13 protein-coding genes are annotated in these 16,488 nt (G+C 67.9%); 7 read left to right on the top strand and 6 right to left on the bottom strand.

Annotated features, from left to right (window positions below; genetic code table 11):
• Window positions 1-17: 17 nt before the first annotated feature.
• Entirely contained in the window at window positions 18-1,565 is a 1,548-nt protein-coding gene (locus H7K45_RS05870; protein ID WP_263994842.1) for a carboxylesterase/lipase family protein, read from the top strand.
• Here the strand turns inward: H7K45_RS05870 and H7K45_RS05875 are convergent.
• Entirely contained in the window at window positions 1,562-2,563 is a 1,002-nt protein-coding gene (locus tag H7K45_RS05875) for a serine hydrolase domain-containing protein (protein ID WP_263994843.1), read from the bottom strand. The two genes, H7K45_RS05870 and H7K45_RS05875, sit on opposite strands and share 4 nt — an antisense overlap.
• A 63-nt stretch (window positions 2,564-2,626) precedes the next feature.
• Here H7K45_RS05875 and H7K45_RS05880 point away from each other — a divergent pair, with 63 nt between their 5' ends.
• The 3 genes from H7K45_RS05880 (at window position 2,627) to H7K45_RS05890 (ending at window position 5,423) form a co-directional block, all read left to right on the top strand.
• Window positions 2,627-4,033, top strand: a complete 1,407-nt coding sequence (locus tag H7K45_RS05880; RefSeq protein WP_263994844.1) for an NAD(P)/FAD-dependent oxidoreductase — start codon at window positions 2,627-2,629, stop codon at window positions 4,031-4,033.
• A gap of 82 nt (window positions 4,034-4,115) precedes the next feature.
• Window positions 4,116-4,784, top strand: a complete 669-nt coding sequence (locus tag H7K45_RS05885) for an Rv1815 family serine proteinase (protein WP_263994845.1) — start codon at window positions 4,116-4,118, stop codon at window positions 4,782-4,784.
• Between the two features lie 6 nt (window positions 4,785-4,790).
• Window positions 4,791-5,423, top strand: a complete 633-nt coding sequence (locus tag H7K45_RS05890) for a SecDF P1 head subdomain-containing protein (RefSeq protein ID WP_263994846.1) — start codon at window positions 4,791-4,793, stop codon at window positions 5,421-5,423.
• 4 nt (window positions 5,424-5,427) lie between these two features.
• On the opposite strand, the gene H7K45_RS05895 is transcribed toward H7K45_RS05890, so the two are convergent.
• The gene (locus tag H7K45_RS05895) at window positions 5,428-5,865 is read right to left on the bottom strand and encodes a nitroreductase/quinone reductase family protein (RefSeq protein WP_263994847.1); all 438 of its coding nucleotides are present in this window, start codon (window positions 5,863-5,865) and stop codon (window positions 5,428-5,430) included.
• A gap of 113 nt (window positions 5,866-5,978) precedes the next feature.
• Here H7K45_RS05895 and H7K45_RS05900 point away from each other — a divergent pair, with 113 nt between their 5' ends.
• Genes H7K45_RS05900 through H7K45_RS05910 form a run of 3 tightly spaced genes read left to right on the top strand, consistent with a single transcriptional unit; the run spans window position 5,979 to window position 8,680 of the window.
• The gene (locus H7K45_RS05900) at window positions 5,979-6,674 is read left to right on the top strand and encodes a TetR/AcrR family transcriptional regulator (RefSeq protein ID WP_263994848.1); all 696 of its coding nucleotides are present in this window, start codon (window positions 5,979-5,981) and stop codon (window positions 6,672-6,674) included.
• A gap of 45 nt (window positions 6,675-6,719) precedes the next feature.
• Complete coding sequence (locus H7K45_RS05905) at window positions 6,720-7,214, top strand: VOC family protein (protein WP_263994849.1); 495 nt, start codon at window positions 6,720-6,722, stop codon at window positions 7,212-7,214.
• Complete coding sequence (locus tag H7K45_RS05910; RefSeq protein ID WP_263994850.1) at window positions 7,211-8,680, top strand: FAD-binding protein; 1,470 nt, start codon at window positions 7,211-7,213, stop codon at window positions 8,678-8,680. Before H7K45_RS05905 ends, H7K45_RS05910 begins: the two co-directional genes overlap by 4 nt.
• Here the strand turns inward: H7K45_RS05910 and H7K45_RS05915 are convergent.
• The 4 genes from H7K45_RS05915 to H7K45_RS05930 form a co-directional block, all read right to left on the bottom strand.
• Window positions 8,654-10,315 (bottom strand): HNH endonuclease signature motif containing protein, encoded by a 1,662-nt coding sequence (locus H7K45_RS05915; protein WP_263994851.1) that lies wholly within the window; start codon window positions 10,313-10,315, stop codon window positions 8,654-8,656. The two genes, H7K45_RS05910 and H7K45_RS05915, sit on opposite strands and share 27 nt — an antisense overlap.
• Window positions 10,316-10,603: 288 nt before the next feature.
• Complete coding sequence (locus tag H7K45_RS05920; RefSeq protein WP_263994852.1) at window positions 10,604-12,505, bottom strand: ABC transporter ATP-binding protein/permease; 1,902 nt, start codon at window positions 12,503-12,505, stop codon at window positions 10,604-10,606.
• Window positions 12,506-12,535: 30 nt separating this feature from the next.
• Window positions 12,536-14,455 (bottom strand): ABC transporter ATP-binding protein/permease, encoded by a 1,920-nt coding sequence (locus tag H7K45_RS05925; protein WP_263995084.1) that lies wholly within the window; start codon window positions 14,453-14,455, stop codon window positions 12,536-12,538.
• Window positions 14,456-14,509: 54 nt separating this feature from the next.
• On the bottom strand, window positions 14,510-16,420 hold the full coding sequence (locus H7K45_RS05930; RefSeq protein ID WP_263994853.1) for an ABC transporter ATP-binding protein/permease: 1,911 nt from the start codon (window positions 16,418-16,420) through the stop codon (window positions 14,510-14,512).
• Between the last annotated feature and the right edge of the window lie 68 nt (window positions 16,421-16,488).

Genomic DNA, 16,488 nt, shown 5'->3' on the forward strand with positions numbered 1-16,488 from the left:
ACGATATCGTCGCCTTCATGACCGACTCGGTAAGCGCTCCCACCGTCGAGACCGCGTACGGGCCAGTACGCGGCGTCGACGACGGAGTGGTCAAGTCATGGCGGGGCGTTCGCTACGCCGCGCCACCGGTGGGCGAGCTGCGCTGGCGCGCCCCCCGGCCACCCGAGCGCTGGACCGATGTGGCCGACGCGTCACGCGTCGGCCCGGCCTGCCACCAGCCGACCGATCCGCGCATCCCGCTGGACCTGGGGGCCCCGCAGGGCGACGACTCCCTGACGGTGAACGTCTGGGCGACCTCCGACACCGAGGCCGGCGCAGGCAAACCCGTGCTGGTGTGGGTGCACGGCGGTGCGTACGTGCTGGGGTCGGCCGCGCAGACCCTCTACCGCGGGCGCGCTCTCGCCGGTAGCGGCGCCGTCGTCGTCACCGTCAACTACCGGCTCGGCGCGTTCGGATTCCTCGACCTGTCGACGTTCAGCACCGAACGCACCCGCTTCGAGAGCAACCTGGGCCTGCGCGACGTCCTGTTCGCCCTGGAATGGGTGCGCGACAACATCGCCGCCTTCGGCGGTGACCCCAACCGCGTCACCCTGTTCGGCGAGTCCGCAGGCGGCGGCATCGTCACCACCCTGCTGGCCAGCCCCGCCGCGCGCGGGCTGTTCGGCGGCGCCATCGCCCAGAGCTCCCCGGTCACCTCGGTCTACGACGCCAGCCGCTCCCGTGGTGTCGCCCAACAGTTCCTGCAGACCCTCGGCATCGGCGCCGACGAGGTGGACCGGTTGCCCGAGGCCCCCATGAGCGAGGTGCTGCTTGCCTCCAAGCGGCTCTTCGACGAGGTGCCCGTGCGTTCGCCAGGCACGCTGGCCTACGCGCCGATCGTCGACGGGGACCTGGTGCCCGACTATCCCGTCGAGGTGGCCCGCGCCGGCGGCACGCACCCGGTGCCGCTGATCATCGGCACCAACAAGAACGAAGCGGCCCTGTTCCGGTTCATGAAGTCGCCGCTGATGCCGATCACCCCTGCGGCGATCAAGTCGATGTTCGACGGCATCGCCTCCGAACAGCCAAGCCTGCAGCTGCCCAGCGAGGCCGATCTGATGTCGGCCTATCCCGGCCGGGGCAAGACGCCCGGCATGGGCGTCGCCCGTGACATCGGCTTCCGGATGCCGACCATCTGGTTCGCCGAGGGCCACGCCAAGGTGGCCCCGGTGTTCACCTACCGCTTCGACTGGTCGACCCCGATGCTGCGGTTGCTGCGCCTGGGCGCCGCGCACGCCACCGAGTTGCCCTACGTATGGGGCAATCTCGTTGCGGGAAGCAAGGATCCGACGTTCAAGCTGGGCGGCCTCAAGACGGGCACCGCGCTGTCGGAGCGCATTCGCACCCGCTGGGTGAACTTCGCAGCCACCGGCGACCCGGTCGGCCCGGCCGGGCAGCCGAGATGGCGGCCCTACCGCGACTCCGACCGTGCGACCTTGCTGCTCGACAAGAACGACGTCGTGGTCGAAGACCCCGACCGTCCGCTGCGGGTGGCCTGGGGCAACGACGTGCTGAGCTTTCGTTAATCCCGTTCCAGCAGTAGGCGTATCGCGATCTCGTCGAGCATCGCCACGGTGTTGGCCAGGATGACCACCGCGGCGGCCCGGTCGCGGTCCAGCGCGATCATGCTCGAGAAGCCGCCCGTGGTGCCGTTGTGCCACGTGACGGTGGCGCCGTCGATGCGATCGACGAACCAGGCGTAACCCACCCGCCGCCCGTCGCCGGCATCCCACCGCGGCTCGAGGGCGTCGACGCCCGGCGCGGCACCGTCGAGGAGGGCCGCGGCGTAGCGCGCCATGTCGTCGAGGGTCGAGCGCACCCCGCCGGCCGGGGCGTAGGCATTCATGGACCAGGCCTCTTCGCCGTGGCCGCTCGCGCTCCACCCCGTCAGGGCGCCGGGCGGCTGGTCACGGGCCGTCAGGGGAGTCGTCGACCGGCTCATGCTGAGGCGGCCGAAGAGACGTCGATCCAGCAGATCGGGGTATTCGGTGCCACCACGTCGGGCGAGAGCCTGGCCCAGCAGTGCCATGCCCAGGTTGGAGTAGGAGAAGGTGCCCCTGTCAACGAGTTTGGCGTCACCGGCAGCGGCGAGGAGCGCCCTTACGTCGGCGACGTAGGGGTTGCGATGCCGTAGTGCGGCGACGACGGCCCGTGCGAGATCCCGGCGGCGACCGGTGACCCGGGGCAACCCAGACCGGTGGCTGACGAGTTCCTCCATCGTCACCGCGTCCGCCTGGCCGGTGACGGCGAACACGCTCCCCAGCGTGGTGTCCGTGTCGATCTCGCCGGCGGTCACCGCGTCGGCGAACAGCGATGCCGTCATGGTCTTGGTGACCGACCCGATCTCGTAGACCGTGTTCGCCTGCGCGCCGAAGTGCGCGACGGTCAGGTCGCCCCGGCGAAGATGCGCGACGCCGACGCGATCGGTCAGGCTGGCGCTGCGCAGGAGGGGTTCGATTCGCGCGACGAGGGCGAAGTCGCCGGTGGCCGGTCCGAGCCCGGGCGGCCGCGCTGCGGGGCTCATCGGGTGGGTTGATGCTCGGGGGACACCCGACGAGGATGTCATCCCCCTCGGTAGGGTTGGCCCGTGGAAACCGTGTTCGATGGATACGTCGACCCCGCACTGGTGGAGCGGTCGCTCGCCGGCAGCGCGTTCGGGTCGATGTGGCTGGATGTCGATCGTCCCGACCGCCCGGCGCTGACCACGTCGGTGTCGTGCGACCTCCTGGTCGTCGGCGCAGGCTACGTCGGGCTGTGGACGGCACTGCACGCCGCACAGCGCGATCCGGATCGGCGCATCGTCGTCGTCGACGCCGGTCGTGTCGGATGGGCGGCCTCGGGCCGCAACGGCGGCTTCGTCGAGGCCAGCCTCACTCATGGGCACGAGAACGGAAAGACGAGGTGGCCCAACGAAATCGACGCACTCGAGGCGATGGGTGTGGAGAACCTCGACGGCATGCAGGCCGAGATCGAACGACTCGGACTCGACGTCGAATGGCAGCGCAGCGGAATGCTCGCGGTGGCGACCGAACCGCATCAGGTGCCCTGGCTTGAGGAATCGGCCGCAGGCGGAGACGGAGAGTTCCTCGACGGCGAGGCAATCCGCACCGAGGTGCACTCGCCGACGTTCCTGGCCGGGTTGCTGCAGCCCGACACCTGCGCGATCGTGCACCCCGCCAAGCTGGCCCTCGAACTGGCCCGTGCGTGCACCGAGGCGGGTGTCACCATCTACGAACGCACCAACGCCACGGCGCTGAACTCGGGGACGGCCTCGATTCAGGTCACCGCGGGCGGGTCGGTCATCACTGCCAAGCAGGTGGTCCTCGCCACCAACGCCTTTCCACATCTGTTGCGCCGCAACAGGTTTCACACCGTGCCGGTATACGACTACGTGCTGTCCACCGAGCCGCTGACCGACGCCCAAGTCCAGAGCATTGGCTGGCAGAACCGGCAGGGCATCGGCGACTCGGCCAACCAATTCCACTACTACCGGATGACGAAGGACAATCGCATCGTCTTCGGCGGGTACGACGCGGTCTACCACTTCGGCCGCAAGGTCGACGCCAAGTACGAGGACCGGCAGGAGAGCTACCGCAAGCTCGCCGCGCACTTCTTCATCACCTTCCCGCAGCTCGAGGACGTCCGCTTCAGCCACCGGTGGGCGGGTGCGATCGACACCAACACCCGCTTCTGTGCGCATTGGGGCTTGGCGCGCGACGACCGGGTCGCCTACGTCAACGGGTTCACCGGACTCGGCGTCGGCGCGGCCCGGTTCGCCGCCGACGTCTGCCTTGATCTGCTGGGCGGGGTGCCGACCCCGCGAACGGAGCTGCAGATGGTGCGCCAAAAGCCCCTGCCGTTTCCGCCCGAACCGCTCGCCAGCGTCGGCATCCAGGCAACCCGATGGTCGCTGGACCGGGCCGACCACTCGGCGGGGCGGCGCAACGTCCTGTTGCGCACGCTGGATGCCCTCGGGCTGGGCTTCGACTCCTAATCGACCGGACGTCGGTACGCTAACCACCCATCGACCCCTAGCGAGCGGAGACGACGTGCGCCGAAGGCGTTTGCGTGCGGCCATGGTGGCAACCGCCTCGGCAGTGTCGCTGGTGTCGCTCGCCGGTCCCGCCGCGGCCGATCCCGGTGTGCTGGTGTACCCCGGCATGGAGATCCGGCAGGGCAACAACCTGTGCACCCTCGGGTTCGTCGACGTCGCGACGCGGAGTGCCTACACCGCCGGTCACTGCCGCGGCGACGGTGCCGTGACCGACCGCGGCGGCAACGTCATCGGCCATCAGACGACGTTCCGCGACGACACCCCCAACGGTGCGGTGGTGGCCACCGATCACATGATCTCCGACTGGGAGATCATCGCGCTGGCGCCGGACGTCGCGGTCAACGACATCCTGCCGGGCGGCCGGACGCTGGCATTCGACCCGGCTGTCACACCGCAGCGGGACCAGCCGGTCTGCCACTTCGGCGTGGTGACCGGCGAGAGCTGCGGCACGGTGGACTCGGTCAACAACGGCTGGTTCACGATGGCCAACGGGGTGGTGAGCAAGAAGGGTGACTCCGGGGGTCCGGTGTACGTCCTCGCCGACGACGGACGGGCCGTCATCGTCGGAATGTTCAACAGCACCTGGGGCGATCATCCCGCCGCGGTGTCGTGGACGGTCACGGATCAGCAGATCCGCCAGGACGTGATCACGTCCGCGGCCGACACCGTACCCGGCCCGCCGGCGGCCTAGGTGCCGATGAGGTACCGGCTGTTCTCGTGGTTTTCCTCCGGGGAGAAGTGGACGGCAAAGCGAGTTGCGACAGCGGTGCTGGCGTCGGTAGGCATCCTCGCCGTGGTCAGCACCATCGTCGTCGGTGCCGCCATGGCGTTCATGACCAAGGATCAAGGTCCAAGTGCCCAGCGCCCCACCACGATTCCGACCAGGCCTGCGCCTCCGGTGATCGGCATCCCGCTGGCGGTGCGGCCGGTGCTGTCGCCACCGCTGGTGGCCAATCCGCAGGATTGCCCGCCCGTTCCGCCGCCGACGCCAGCCGACGCGCCCATCGAGGTGTGCGACGTCGACCGCGCGGCGGTCTACCGGCTCGGCCCCGTCGGGTTGGCGCTCGACCTGACCGGGGCCAGTGAGACGAAGCTGCCCGACAGCGAGTTCCACACCGTGCAGCTGTCGATGACCCTGGCGTCCAGCACGGCGTTCACGCAATACACGACGGCCAACGTCGGCAAGCAGCTGGCCTTCGTCCGCAACGGGATCGTGTTGGCGGCCCCGGTCATCGGTCAGCCCATCGACGGACAGTCGATTCAAATCTCGGGAGACCTGCGTGCCGAGACGGCGGCCACCATCGCGCGGATGCTGCGCGAGGGCACCTGAGGAGTCACCGGAGCTCGAAGATCGGGATGGACGGCGCGACGGCGCGGATCTGCTCGTCCGACGAGTCGGGGGTCAGCCCGCCGACGTGGCCCTTGACCTCCCAGAACCAGCGATCGAGGTAACGCCGGAGCAACTCGGGCTTGGCGTCGTCGCCGATCTCGGTGATGCGGACCGTTCGGCGACGCCACCGGGGCCCCATCTCCACCTCGCCGGCGGCCCTGGCATTGCGGGCCCATTGGGTGTTGCCGCGCGGTGACACCACGAAGTCGTGGCCGTCCACGGTCATCAGGTTGATTACGACGACACGGAGTTTGCCGGTGGTGCGACCGCGGACGCGAAGGGCGTGGGTGCCGGCCACGCTGACGCCGGCCTCGGCCAGCCAGCGGAACAGGGCGTTGGTGGCGCGGGCGACGCGATTGGGTTCGTCGTAGCGGACGGTCATGTCGATCTCCTCAGCGGTGAATGGGAAAAGAGAGCGGTGCTCTCTTTCTAAGAATGGCACGACGTCTGGCCAAAATCAAGAGCATTGCTCTCGAATTGTGCGAGACTCGACGGATGGGAAAGCGTCAGCAGGCCCGCGAACGCATCGAGCGCGAGATCGTCGAGGTGGGCCGTCGGCACCTCGTCACCGACGGGGCAGCCGGGTTGTCCCTTCGGGCCGTGGCGCGCGATCTCGGGATGGTCTCCTCGGCGGTGTACCGCTACGTGGCCAGCCGTGACGACCTGTTGACGCTGCTGATCGTCGACGCCTACACCGACCTCGCAGACACCGTCGACCGGGCCGCGGCGGACTGCCACGGATCGTGGCAGGACCGGCTGCTGGAGATGGCCCGCGCCGCCCGCACCTGGGCGCTGCGCCAGCCCGCGAGCTGGGCGCTGATCTACGGCAGTCCCGTGCCGGGGTATCACGCCCCCGCCGACGTGACCGTCGGACCTGGCACCCGCGTCGTGGGCGCGCTGCTGGCCGTCGTCTCCGACGGAGTCGCCGCCGGCGAAGTGCCTGCCACCGGCCCCCGCCCGTCGGCCGCGACGTCGGCGGACTTCGACGCCATTCGCGAGGAATTCCCCTTCACCGGGGACGACGCCGCGATGCTGAAGGGGTTCCTGCTGTGGGCCGCGCTCGTCGGGGCGATAAGCCTGGAGGCCTTCGGGCAGTACGGGGCTGACACGCTCTCGGACCCCGCCGACGTGTTCGACGGGCAGATTCGTCTGGCGATTGCCGCCACGACGGGCGCCCATGCGCCGGACTAGAACACGTTCTAGCCACCGGGGGTCCCCGGGGATATCCTCGATGCGATGCCCGACCAGACACCTGTCCAGATCGCCTGGGTGACGCGAGACCTCGGGGCCACCGAGGCCGCGCTGACCCAGCTGATGGGCGCCAAGAAGTGGGTCCGAATGCCCGACGTGCACTTCGGCCCGGACACCTGCACGCACCGCGGCCATCCCGCCGACTACGTGGCCCACGTGTCGTTGTCCTACGCGGGGGACACCCAACTCGAGCTCATCGAACCCGTGCGCGGCGACAGCATCTACACCGACTTCCTCGACGCCGCCGGGCCAGGGCTGCACCACGTCGCGATCGAGGCCGACGACCGGGATGACTTCGACGCCAGGCTGGTCGACGCCGAGCGACACGGTGCGTCGGTCGTCAGCCGCGGCACCATGCCCGGCGGGATGAGTTTCGCCTACCTCTCGGCCGCCGGGGCCGGTGTGCCCTACCTCGAGATCGCGCACGTTCCGTCCGAGATCCGAGCCTTCTTCGACTACGTCAAACAGGAGCAAGCGTGAGCATGGAGATTCCCGACACCGTCGACGCCGCGACCGTGACGGACTGGTCCGACGAGGTCGACGTCGTCGTGGTCGGCTTCGGCATCGCCGGGGGTTGTGCGGCGGTCAGCGCGGCCGCGACCGGCGCGCGGGTGGTGCTGCTGGAGCGCGCGGCCGTCGCGGGCGGCACCACGTCGATGGCCGGCGGGCACTTCTACCTCGGCGGCGGTACCGCGGTGCAGAAGGCGACCGGTCACCACGACACCCCCGACGCCATGTATGACTACCTGGTCGCCACCGCCCGCGATCCCGAACTCGACAAGATCCGCGCCTACTGCGACGGCAGCGTCGAGCACTTCGACTGGCTCGAGGACCTGGGCTTCGAATTCGAACGCAGCTACTACCCGGGCAAGGTCGTGGTGCCACCCGGTACCGAGGGGCTGTCCTACACCGGCAACGAGAAGGTGTGGCCCTTCTTCGAGCAGGCGCCCCCAGCACCCCGCGGCCACTCCGTGCCCATGCCCGGCGAACTGGGTGGTGCGGCGATGGTGATCGAGCTGCTGGTCAAGCGAGCCGCCGAACTGGGCGTCGACGTTCGTTACGAGACGGGTGCCACCGCACTGGTCGTCGAGGACGACGCCGTGGTTGGGTTGTCCTGGAAGCGCTTCGAGGACACCGGGTCGATTCGCGCCAAGGGCGTCGTCATCGCGGCGGGCGGGTTCGTGATGAACCCCGAGATGGTGGCGACGTTCACCCCGAAGCTCGCCGAGAAGCCGTTCGTCCTCGGCAGCACCTACGACGACGGGCTCGGCATCCGACTCGGCGAGTCGGTCGGCGGGGCCACCAAGCACATGGATCAGATCTTCGTCACCGCGCCGCCGTATCCGCCGGAGATCCTGCTCACCGGGATCATCGTCAACAAGGACGGCGAGCGGTTCGTCGCCGAGGACTCCTACCACTCACGGACGTCGGCGTTCGTGATGGAGCAACCCGACAGCGCGGCGTACCTCATCGTCGACGAGGCCCATCTGGAACGCCCCGAGGTGCCCCTCATCCCGCTGATCGACGGGTGGGAGACGGTCGAGGAGATGGAGGCGGCACTTGGCATCCCGACCGGCAACCTGGTGCGAACGCTCAACCGATACAACGAGTTTGCGGCCGCGGGGGAGGATCCCGACTTCCACAAGCAGCCGGAGTTCCTGGCCGCCCAGGACACGGCGCCGTGGGGCGCGTTCGACCTCTCGCTGGGCAAGGCGATGTACGCCGGGTTCACCATGGGCGGCCTCGCCACGTCGCTCGACGGTGAGGTGCTCCGTGAGGACGGCAGCGTGGTGACCGGCCTCTATGCCGCCGGTGCCTGCGCGTCGAACATCGCCCAGGACGGCAAGGGCTATTGCAGCGGAACGCAATTGGGAGAAGGCTCGTTCTTCGGACGTCGCGCGGGCGAGCACGCGGCCGCACTAGCCGTCCGGGTCGCACGAACGTAGGTTCCATTCCCGTTCGCGTGTGACGCGGTCGGCGCGATCCCTGGCGCGGGTGGTGCTGCGCCGCGGCATGGTGAGCCCGGCCGTGTGCGGCGTGGGTCGTCCGGTCGTCGTGACCGTGGCGGTGAGTCTGCACAGTTCTGGGAAGAGCAGTCGGCTGCCCGGTGTGGTGACGAACTCTCGTCCGTCGGGTGCGGTCCAGATGACGGTGCCGTCGTCGAGTTGCCTGTCGCGCCAACCGTTCTCGCCACCCCAGAAGGTCTTGAGCAGGTGGTGTTTTCGGCAGACGCATTTGAGGTTGGATGCCGCGGTCGGTCCGTGTGGCCACGGAATCGTGTGGTCGACATCGCAATTCGTCGCAGGCACGCGGCAGCCCGGGAAGCGGCACGTCATGTCGCGGCAGCGCACGAAGTCGGCCAGTTTCTTCGACGGTCGGTACCGATTCTCCGGTGGGGCTTGTCCGGGGTGCACGATCCGGGTGATGGTCGCTCCGACGGCGGCGCGGCAGGCGACGGCACCGGGAAGGAATTGGCCGCCCATCAACGCCGCGGGGCGCAGTGAGGCCAGCCTGCCGGGAGTGGGGGTCATCGCTTCGGTGAGGGTGAGGTCGCGCAGCGGTCTGTCGAACAGATGTGGTTCGTCGCCGTCGAGTGCGGCGCGCTCGTCGGTGGGAGTGGCAGGATGCGCTGGCCGTGTTTCACACTGCGACGCTGCGTCATCAGACCACGACGCGGAATCGGCTTCACCCTCGACGTCCACGCCGGCGGGGTCTTCCGATGGCGCCGGCGTCTCGGGCCTCGGCGCTGGCGGCTCGGAGTCGGGCGTCGTGGTCGGGTCGGCCAGGGTGTCTTCGCTGGCGATGACGTAGACCACCCCGGTGGCGGGCGGGTTTTGGGCGGCCGCGCAGTCGTCGTTGCCGCACAGGCAGGCCATGCGGTCGGTCCCGATGGCGCCGATGGCGTCGGCGCGGAGTTGGTCGGCGGTCCGGGGATCGGCCGGGCAGACGGTGGCGGCCAGGTTCTTCAGTCGTGCCTGGAACGCCTTGGCGTCGTGGGCGAAGAGGGTGGCCAAGATGGTGGCCATTCCGCTGCCGTCCTCCTCGATGTGCACTTCCACCGACCGGCCTCGGGCCTTGGTCTCGCTGCGGCGCACCGCGTGCGGGTCGACCTGGTGAACGAAGTAGTCGATGGCCTTCTCGGTCTTGTCGACCGACCGCGGTTCCCAGTCGCCGAATGCCTCGGCGAGCAGGGCGTCCAGCGCCCGTAGGGCGTCGGGGTCGACGACCAGGGCCCCGCGGTGCACCACGGTCTTCACCAACGCATACGTGATGAGGCCCTCGGCGAACACCGCGGCCACCTTGGGGAATCGTTCGTGCAGGGCGACGGCGATCAACAGTTGGTGGGTGGCGGTGCCGGGGGTGATGTTTTGTGCGGCGCCGATGTGGGCGGCGACGGCGTCGAGGTTGTCCAGGCACCATTGGTCTCGATCGGCGGACCCGGACAGCGCATGTGCCTCGTCGAGCATGGCGGCCATCGTCGCCACCCGTTGGGCGCAGGCTGCGTTCTCCACTCGCGCCCACGACGACAGCGCCCCGGCACCACGGGTGCCGTTCGTCGCGTCCACCAGATCGTCGAACATGAACCCAGCTTAGGCCTCACCACCGACGAAAACCGTTCTGTAACAGACGTTCTTTGGATAAAGGCCGCACTGTGGACAACCCCGCCCGAGCGTTCAAGAATGTCGGTGGGTAGTGCTAGGTGCCGCCGCGGCGTCAGCCTTCGTGCCGCTGAGCGCTTCCGCATATCCTGGCTGATAGCGAATTGTGAGGTCATGCCGACGAAAGTGGTTCTGCTACACGCATTCTGTGAATAGAACCCGCCCTGTGGACAACCCCGACCAAGCCGCCAAAGATGTCGGCGGGTAGTGCTAGTGCGACGTCGTGGCGGCCAGTCGCCACCGGCCGGATCCGAGAAGCTCGAGCCGGCCGTCATGATGCTGTTCGACCGTGCTGCGGTGGCTCGTGCTGATGACGACGCACTGCGGAAGTCGTTCGCGCAGTAAACGATACAGCGCGAACTCCTGCCCCTCGTCGAGTGCGGACGTCGACTCGTCGAGGAACACCGCGCTCGGCGCGTTCAGCAGCACCCGGACGAACGCCACCCGCTGTTGCTCGCCGGGGGAGAGGACCTTCGACCAGTCGGAGACCTCGTCGAGGCGCGCCCCCAGATGTCCCAGGGCCACCCGATCCAGCTCGGCGCGAATGTCGTCATCGGCGAACGACTCCGCGGCCGACGGATAGCACAGCACGGTGCGCAGATCGCCCAAGGGGGCGTAGGGCAGCTGCGGCAGGAACATCGCGCCCTCGCTGCTGGGATAGCGCACGGTGCCCGAGGTGTAGGGCCACAGCTGGGCGAGGCTCCGCAGCAGAGTGGTCTTCCCCGTGCCCGACGGTCCCGTGATGACCAGCGAACCACCCGCAGCCAGTCGCACCGCGAGCCCGTCGACCAGTGACTCACCTGCCGGTGAACGCACGTCGACCGCGTCGATCTCCACCCCTCCGTCGGTGCTGGTTTCCACGGCCAAACTTCCGAGCGCCCTTGCTCGTTCATTCGCCGTCAGGAGTCCGTCGAGGCGGATGATGACGGCCCGGTAGCTGGCGAAGGAGTCGTACACCGCGCGAAAGAACGACAGCGACGCCTGCACCGACCGGAAGGCGCTCGAGGATTGGCTGACGTCGCCAAGGTTGATCTCACCGGCGAAGAGTCGCGGGGCCTGCACGATCAACGGCAACGGGTCCACGATCTGGGACATCGCCTTGTTCCAGCCGAGGAACGCCACCCCGCGCCACACCAACCTCCGATAATTCGCCACGACCCTGCCGAACCGCTCGGACAGGCCGCGCCGTTCGACCTGTTCTCCGCGCGAGAAGCCAATCGCCTCCGCGGCGTCACGCACCCGCACCAGGGCGTAACGGAATGCCGCGTTGGTCATCTCGTTGCGAAAGCTCAAACCGATGATGGGTCGACCGATCCAGAACGACACCACCGTCGCGGCCGCCACGAACAGCAGCACGATCCAGAACAGCGCCTTGGGCACCGTCACCCCGAAGAAGGTCAAGGGCCCGGCCAGATTCCACAGGATCGGCGTGAACGCCACCACCGACACCGTCGAATACACCGCGCCGAACAACAACGTGGTGGACGTGCCCACGGTCGGGGTGTTGGTCTCCGGGCCCGTGCCGGTGGTGAACACGTCGACGTCCTGCTGGATGCGCTGATCGGGATTGTCCACCGCGTCCTCGCCCAAGAACCGGCCCCGGTAGTAGGCCCGGCCGTCGAGCCAATCGCCGGTCAACCGGTCGGTGAGCCAGACCCGCCACCGAATGATGAAGAACTGCATCAGATACAGGTCCAGCAGGGTCTGCGCCAAGTACGCGACGACGAGCAGGGCGAACACCACGATCGAGAACCAGAAGCCACGGATCCCTGAGTCCCGGACGGCGTCGTCACCCGCGCTGGCGCCCTCGAACGCGACCTGCAGCGCGGAGTACTGGTCGTTGCCGTAATAGCTGAACAGGACGTCCATCCGCACCGACACCATCACCGACAACAGCAGGACACCGACCATCGCCCAGACCGGAATGCTCTGGCGGCCAATGAAGTACGGCCCGGTGATGCGCCAATACTGGCGACCCCACGTGGTGAAGCGTGAAAGCAGGGCCAATATCGCCAGCATCGCCACGGCGCTGATCGCCCACGCCTTGGCCACCCAGATCAGCGACGCGACGACCTCATTGCCCCAGTCCAGCGACGGAGTGAACGGCTCCATGGAGGGAAGCTACTCCGGCCCACGGGAGCATCAGACCGGAACGGGTTCGGGCTCCTCGCCGACGTCGGTGATCTCCCACTCGCCGTCACCGAGCAGGCGCAGTTCCTTGTCGTGGTGCTGCTCGACGGTCTTGCGGTGACTGACGCTGACCAGGATCATCTCGGGCAGTTCGGTGCGGACGAGCTGATACAACGTCATCTCCAGGCCCTCGTCGAGGGCGGAGGTCGACTCGTCGAGGAAGACGGCCTTCGGCTTGGTCAGCAGGATGCGCGCAAACGCGATGCGCTGCTGCTCGCCGGGGGAGAGCACCTTGGCCCAGTCCTGCACCTCGTCGAGACGGTCGTTGAGGTGGGGCAGCGCCACCCGCGTCAGGACGGCCTGCAACTCCGAATCCGAGATCGAGCCTTCCTCGCCGGGGTAGGTGACGACGGCCCGCAGATCACCGAGCGGCACGTACGGCATCTGCGACAGGAACATCGTCTCGTTCGGCCCGCAGGGGCGGGTCAGCGTGCCGGAGGTGAAGGGCCACAGTTCGCCCAGACTGCGCAGCAGCGTGGTCTTTCCGCTACCCGATTTGCCGGTGATCACCATGGTGTCGCCGACTTCCAGCCGCAGGTCTAGCGGATTGATGAGCTGCCTGCCGTCGGGGGTGCGAACCTCGACCTTCTCCAGCTCGACGGTTCCGTCGACGCAGGCTGCCGTCGTCACGGTCTGCAGTTCCCGACCCTCCTCGTTGGCGACGACGAGGCCTTCGAGACGGATGATCGCCGCACGGTAGCCGGCGAACTGGTCGTAGGCGTTGCGGAAGAAGGACAACCCGTCCTGGATGCTGCCGAACGCCGACGCCGACTGGGTCATGTCGCCCAGCTGGATCTCACCGGCGAAGAAGCGTGGGAACTGCAAGACGTAGGGCAGCGGCTGAATGACCTGGCTCAGCGACAGGTTCCATCCGTAGAACCCGATCATCCGGTTGATGTAGCGCTTGTAGTTGGCGACCACCTTGGCGAATCGTTGCCGCAGTCCCGTGCGCTCGGCGATCTCGCCACGGTAGAAGGCCACCGCCTCGGACGCGTCGCGCAACCGCACCAACGCGTAGCGGAACGCGGCGTTGAACTTCTCGTTGTCGAAGGCGAACCAGATGATCGGCTTGCCGATCCAGAAGGCGATCACCGAGGCGAAGACCACGTAGGCCAACCCGATCCAAAACATCGCCTTGGGCAAGGTGAAGCCGAACAGCGTCAGCGGCCCGGACAGGCTCCACAGGATCGCGGTGAACGAGATCATCGACGCGACGGCGTTGATGGCACCGAAGATCAGGGTCGAGCCGGTGGTGATGTTCGGGGTGTTGGGCGTCGGGCCGACACCGGTAGTGAAGATGTCGATGTCGGTCTGGATGCGCTGATCCGGGTTGTCGATCGTGTCGTCGATGAAGCGGGCGCGGTAATAGGCCTTGCCGTCGAGCCAGTCCCCGGTGAGCCGGTCGGTCAGCCACGCGCGCCAGCGCAGGATGAACCGCTGCATCAGGAACAGATCCAGCATGACCCGCGCGACGTAGATGGTTGCCAGTACGCAGAAGACGGCAATGGAGAACCAGAAGCCGTGCTTACCGGACTGCTTGACCGCCTCGTCGCCGCTCGCCAATCCGGCGGCCACGACTTGGAAGCTGGTCGACAGGTCGTTGCCGTAATAGCTGAGCAGAACCGACAGCCGAACCCCGAGGATGACCGACAGCAGCAGGCCCGCCAACCACAGCCACACCACGATGCTCGAACGGCCGGTGAAGTACGCGCCGGTGACGCGCCAGAACTGGCGACCCCAGGTGGTGAAGCGGCCGATCAGCGTCAAGATGATCAGTGTGGACGCCGCGGCGATCGCCCACGCCTTGACGATCCACCACACGGACGTGAGCCACTCGTTGCTCCAATCCAGCGTCGGAGTCCACATGTCCATTCCGGTCATCGGGAGAACGTACCTTGGCGAGCTGGTGGCAGCCGGTCAGAGGGGTCAAGTCGAGGTGGAGACCGGATCGAGCCGCCAGCCACCGGCGCCGAGCAACTCCAGTTGACGGTCGTGATGCTGCTCGACGGTCTCGCGGTGGCTCACGCTGACCAGGATCGTCGAGGGCAACTCGTCCCGAAGTAGCCGGTAGAGCATCACTTCCAGGCCCTCGTCCATCGCCGAGGTCGACTCGTCGAGGAAGACCACCCGCGGCCGGTGCAGGAGGATCCGCGCGAACGCGACGCGCTGTTGTTCACCGACCGAGAGGATCCGCGCCCAGTCCTTGTTCTCGGTGATCCGAATGACCAGATGCGGTAGCGCCACCTTCACCAAGGCCTGCTGGACGGCCGCCGCGTCGACCTCCTCGGGCGGGCGGGGGTAGGACACCACTGCGCGCAGATCGCCCAGTGGGATGTAGGGCAGTTGGGAGACGAACATGACCTCGCGCTCGGCGACGGGGAACTCGACCCGGCCCGACGCGTGGGGCCACAGTCCCGCGAGGCTCTCCAGCAGGGTGGTCTTGCCGCTGCCCGAGGGGCCGGTGACCACCACGCTCTCGCCGGGGTCGAGGCGGGCGTCGAGTGCCTCGACCAGGAGTTGCCCGTCGGGCGTGCGCACGTCGACGCCCTCGAGGCGCAGACCGTCGCCCCCGGAGCGACCGACGGTCAGTCGGGGGAGACCCCGGGTGGCCTCGTTGGCGGTCTGCAGACCGTCGAGGCGGATCAGCGCGGCGCGGTAGCTGGCGAACGCGTCGTAGGCGTTGCGAAAGAACGACAGCGCGTCGTGGATGGCATGGAACGCCGTCGCCGATTGCATGACGTCACCGAAGGAGATGCGGCCGGCGAAGAGGCGCTGTGCCTGCACGATGTACGGCAGCGGGTTGATGGCCTGGCTCACCGAGAGGTTGAAGCCGAGGAACGCCACCATCCGGTTGAGCCAGTGCCGGTAGTTGACGACGACGGCGTCCAGGCGCGTAGTCAACAGCCGACGTTCGGCGTCTTCGCCGCGGTAGAGGCCAACGGCGCTGGCGGCCTCCTTCATCCGCACCATCGCATATCGCAGACTGGCGTTGCGGAACTCGTTGAGGAAGCTCAGCCGGATCAACGGCCGGCCGATCCAGAACGCCAGCACCGTGGCCACCAGCACGTAGACGATCACGATCCAGAACAGTGCCCGCGGCAGCGTCACGTCGGCGACGGTCAGCGGGCCCGACAGCCTCCACAGGATCACGCCGAAGGACGCGACGCTCAGCACCGATTCGACGGCGCCGAAGAGCAAGGTGTTCCCCGACCCGTGGGAGGGCACATTCGGTTCCCCGGTGCCGTTGGTGACGACGTCGACGTCCTGCTGGATGCGTTGGTCGGGGTTGTCGATCGGGGTGCTGATCAGTTGCCCCCGGTAGTAGGCGTACCCGCCGAGCCAGTCGTCGACCAGCCGCCGCGTCAGCCACACCCGCCACCGAATCGCGAAGCGCTGCATCAGATAGAGGTCGACCAGCGACCGCACGGTCGCGACGGTCGCCAGCACCGCGAAGATCCGCATCGATTGCCAGAACCCGTCTACCCCGGATTCCCTGCGTGCCGCGCCCGGATCACCGGATCCCTCGAACGCGACCTGCAACGACGAGAACAGGTCGTTGGCGTAATAGCTCAACAACACCGCGATCCGCACCGACAACACCGCAGATAGCAGCAGACCGGCCAGCATCAGCCACACCGTGACCCGCGCGGAGGAGGTGGTGAAGTAGGGGCCGTTGAGTCGCCAGAACTGCCGGCCCCACTCGGTGTGGCGGCCGACGAGGACCAGGATCACCGCCAGGCACACCGCCGCGACGACGAATGCCTCGAGGACCCACAGCGCCGAGGCGAACAGTTCGTCACCCCAGTCGACGGAGGGAGCGAATCCGTTCGAATTCATCGCCACTCCTTCGCGGCCTCGGGCGAGGACGCTGTGTGCGGCAAGTTACCGCGTACCGTGAACGCGTG

Source organism: Mycobacterium yunnanensis (assembly GCF_025823185.1).
Classification (GTDB): Bacteria; Actinomycetota; Actinomycetes; order Mycobacteriales; family Mycobacteriaceae; genus Mycobacterium; species Mycobacterium yunnanensis.

Excerpts from the sequence above, each read along its gene's own strand:
- H7K45_RS05870 (WP_263994842.1), top strand. The coding sequence starts at position 18 with ATGACCGACTCGGTAAGCGCTCCCACCGTCGAGACCGCGTACGGGCCA.
- H7K45_RS05875 (WP_263994843.1), bottom strand. The coding sequence starts at position 2,563 with ATGAGCCCCGCAGCGCGGCCGCCCGGGCTCGGACCGGCCACCGGCGAC.
- H7K45_RS05885 (WP_263994845.1), top strand. The coding sequence starts at position 4,116 with ATGGTGGCAACCGCCTCGGCAGTGTCGCTGGTGTCGCTCGCCGGTCCC.
- H7K45_RS05890 (WP_263994846.1), top strand. The coding sequence starts at position 4,791 with ATGAGGTACCGGCTGTTCTCGTGGTTTTCCTCCGGGGAGAAGTGGACG.
- H7K45_RS05895 (WP_263994847.1), bottom strand. The coding sequence starts at position 5,865 with ATGACCGTCCGCTACGACGAACCCAATCGCGTCGCCCGCGCCACCAAC.
- H7K45_RS05900 (WP_263994848.1), top strand. The coding sequence starts at position 5,979 with ATGGGAAAGCGTCAGCAGGCCCGCGAACGCATCGAGCGCGAGATCGTC.
- H7K45_RS05905 (WP_263994849.1), top strand. The coding sequence starts at position 6,720 with ATGCCCGACCAGACACCTGTCCAGATCGCCTGGGTGACGCGAGACCTC.
- H7K45_RS05915 (WP_263994851.1), bottom strand. The coding sequence starts at position 10,315 with ATGTTCGACGATCTGGTGGACGCGACGAACGGCACCCGTGGTGCCGGG.
- H7K45_RS05920 (WP_263994852.1), bottom strand. The coding sequence starts at position 12,505 with ATGGAGCCGTTCACTCCGTCGCTGGACTGGGGCAATGAGGTCGTCGCG.
- H7K45_RS05925 (WP_263995084.1), bottom strand. The coding sequence starts at position 14,455 with ATGGACATGTGGACTCCGACGCTGGATTGGAGCAACGAGTGGCTCACG.
- H7K45_RS05930 (WP_263994853.1), bottom strand. The coding sequence starts at position 16,420 with ATGAATTCGAACGGATTCGCTCCCTCCGTCGACTGGGGTGACGAACTG.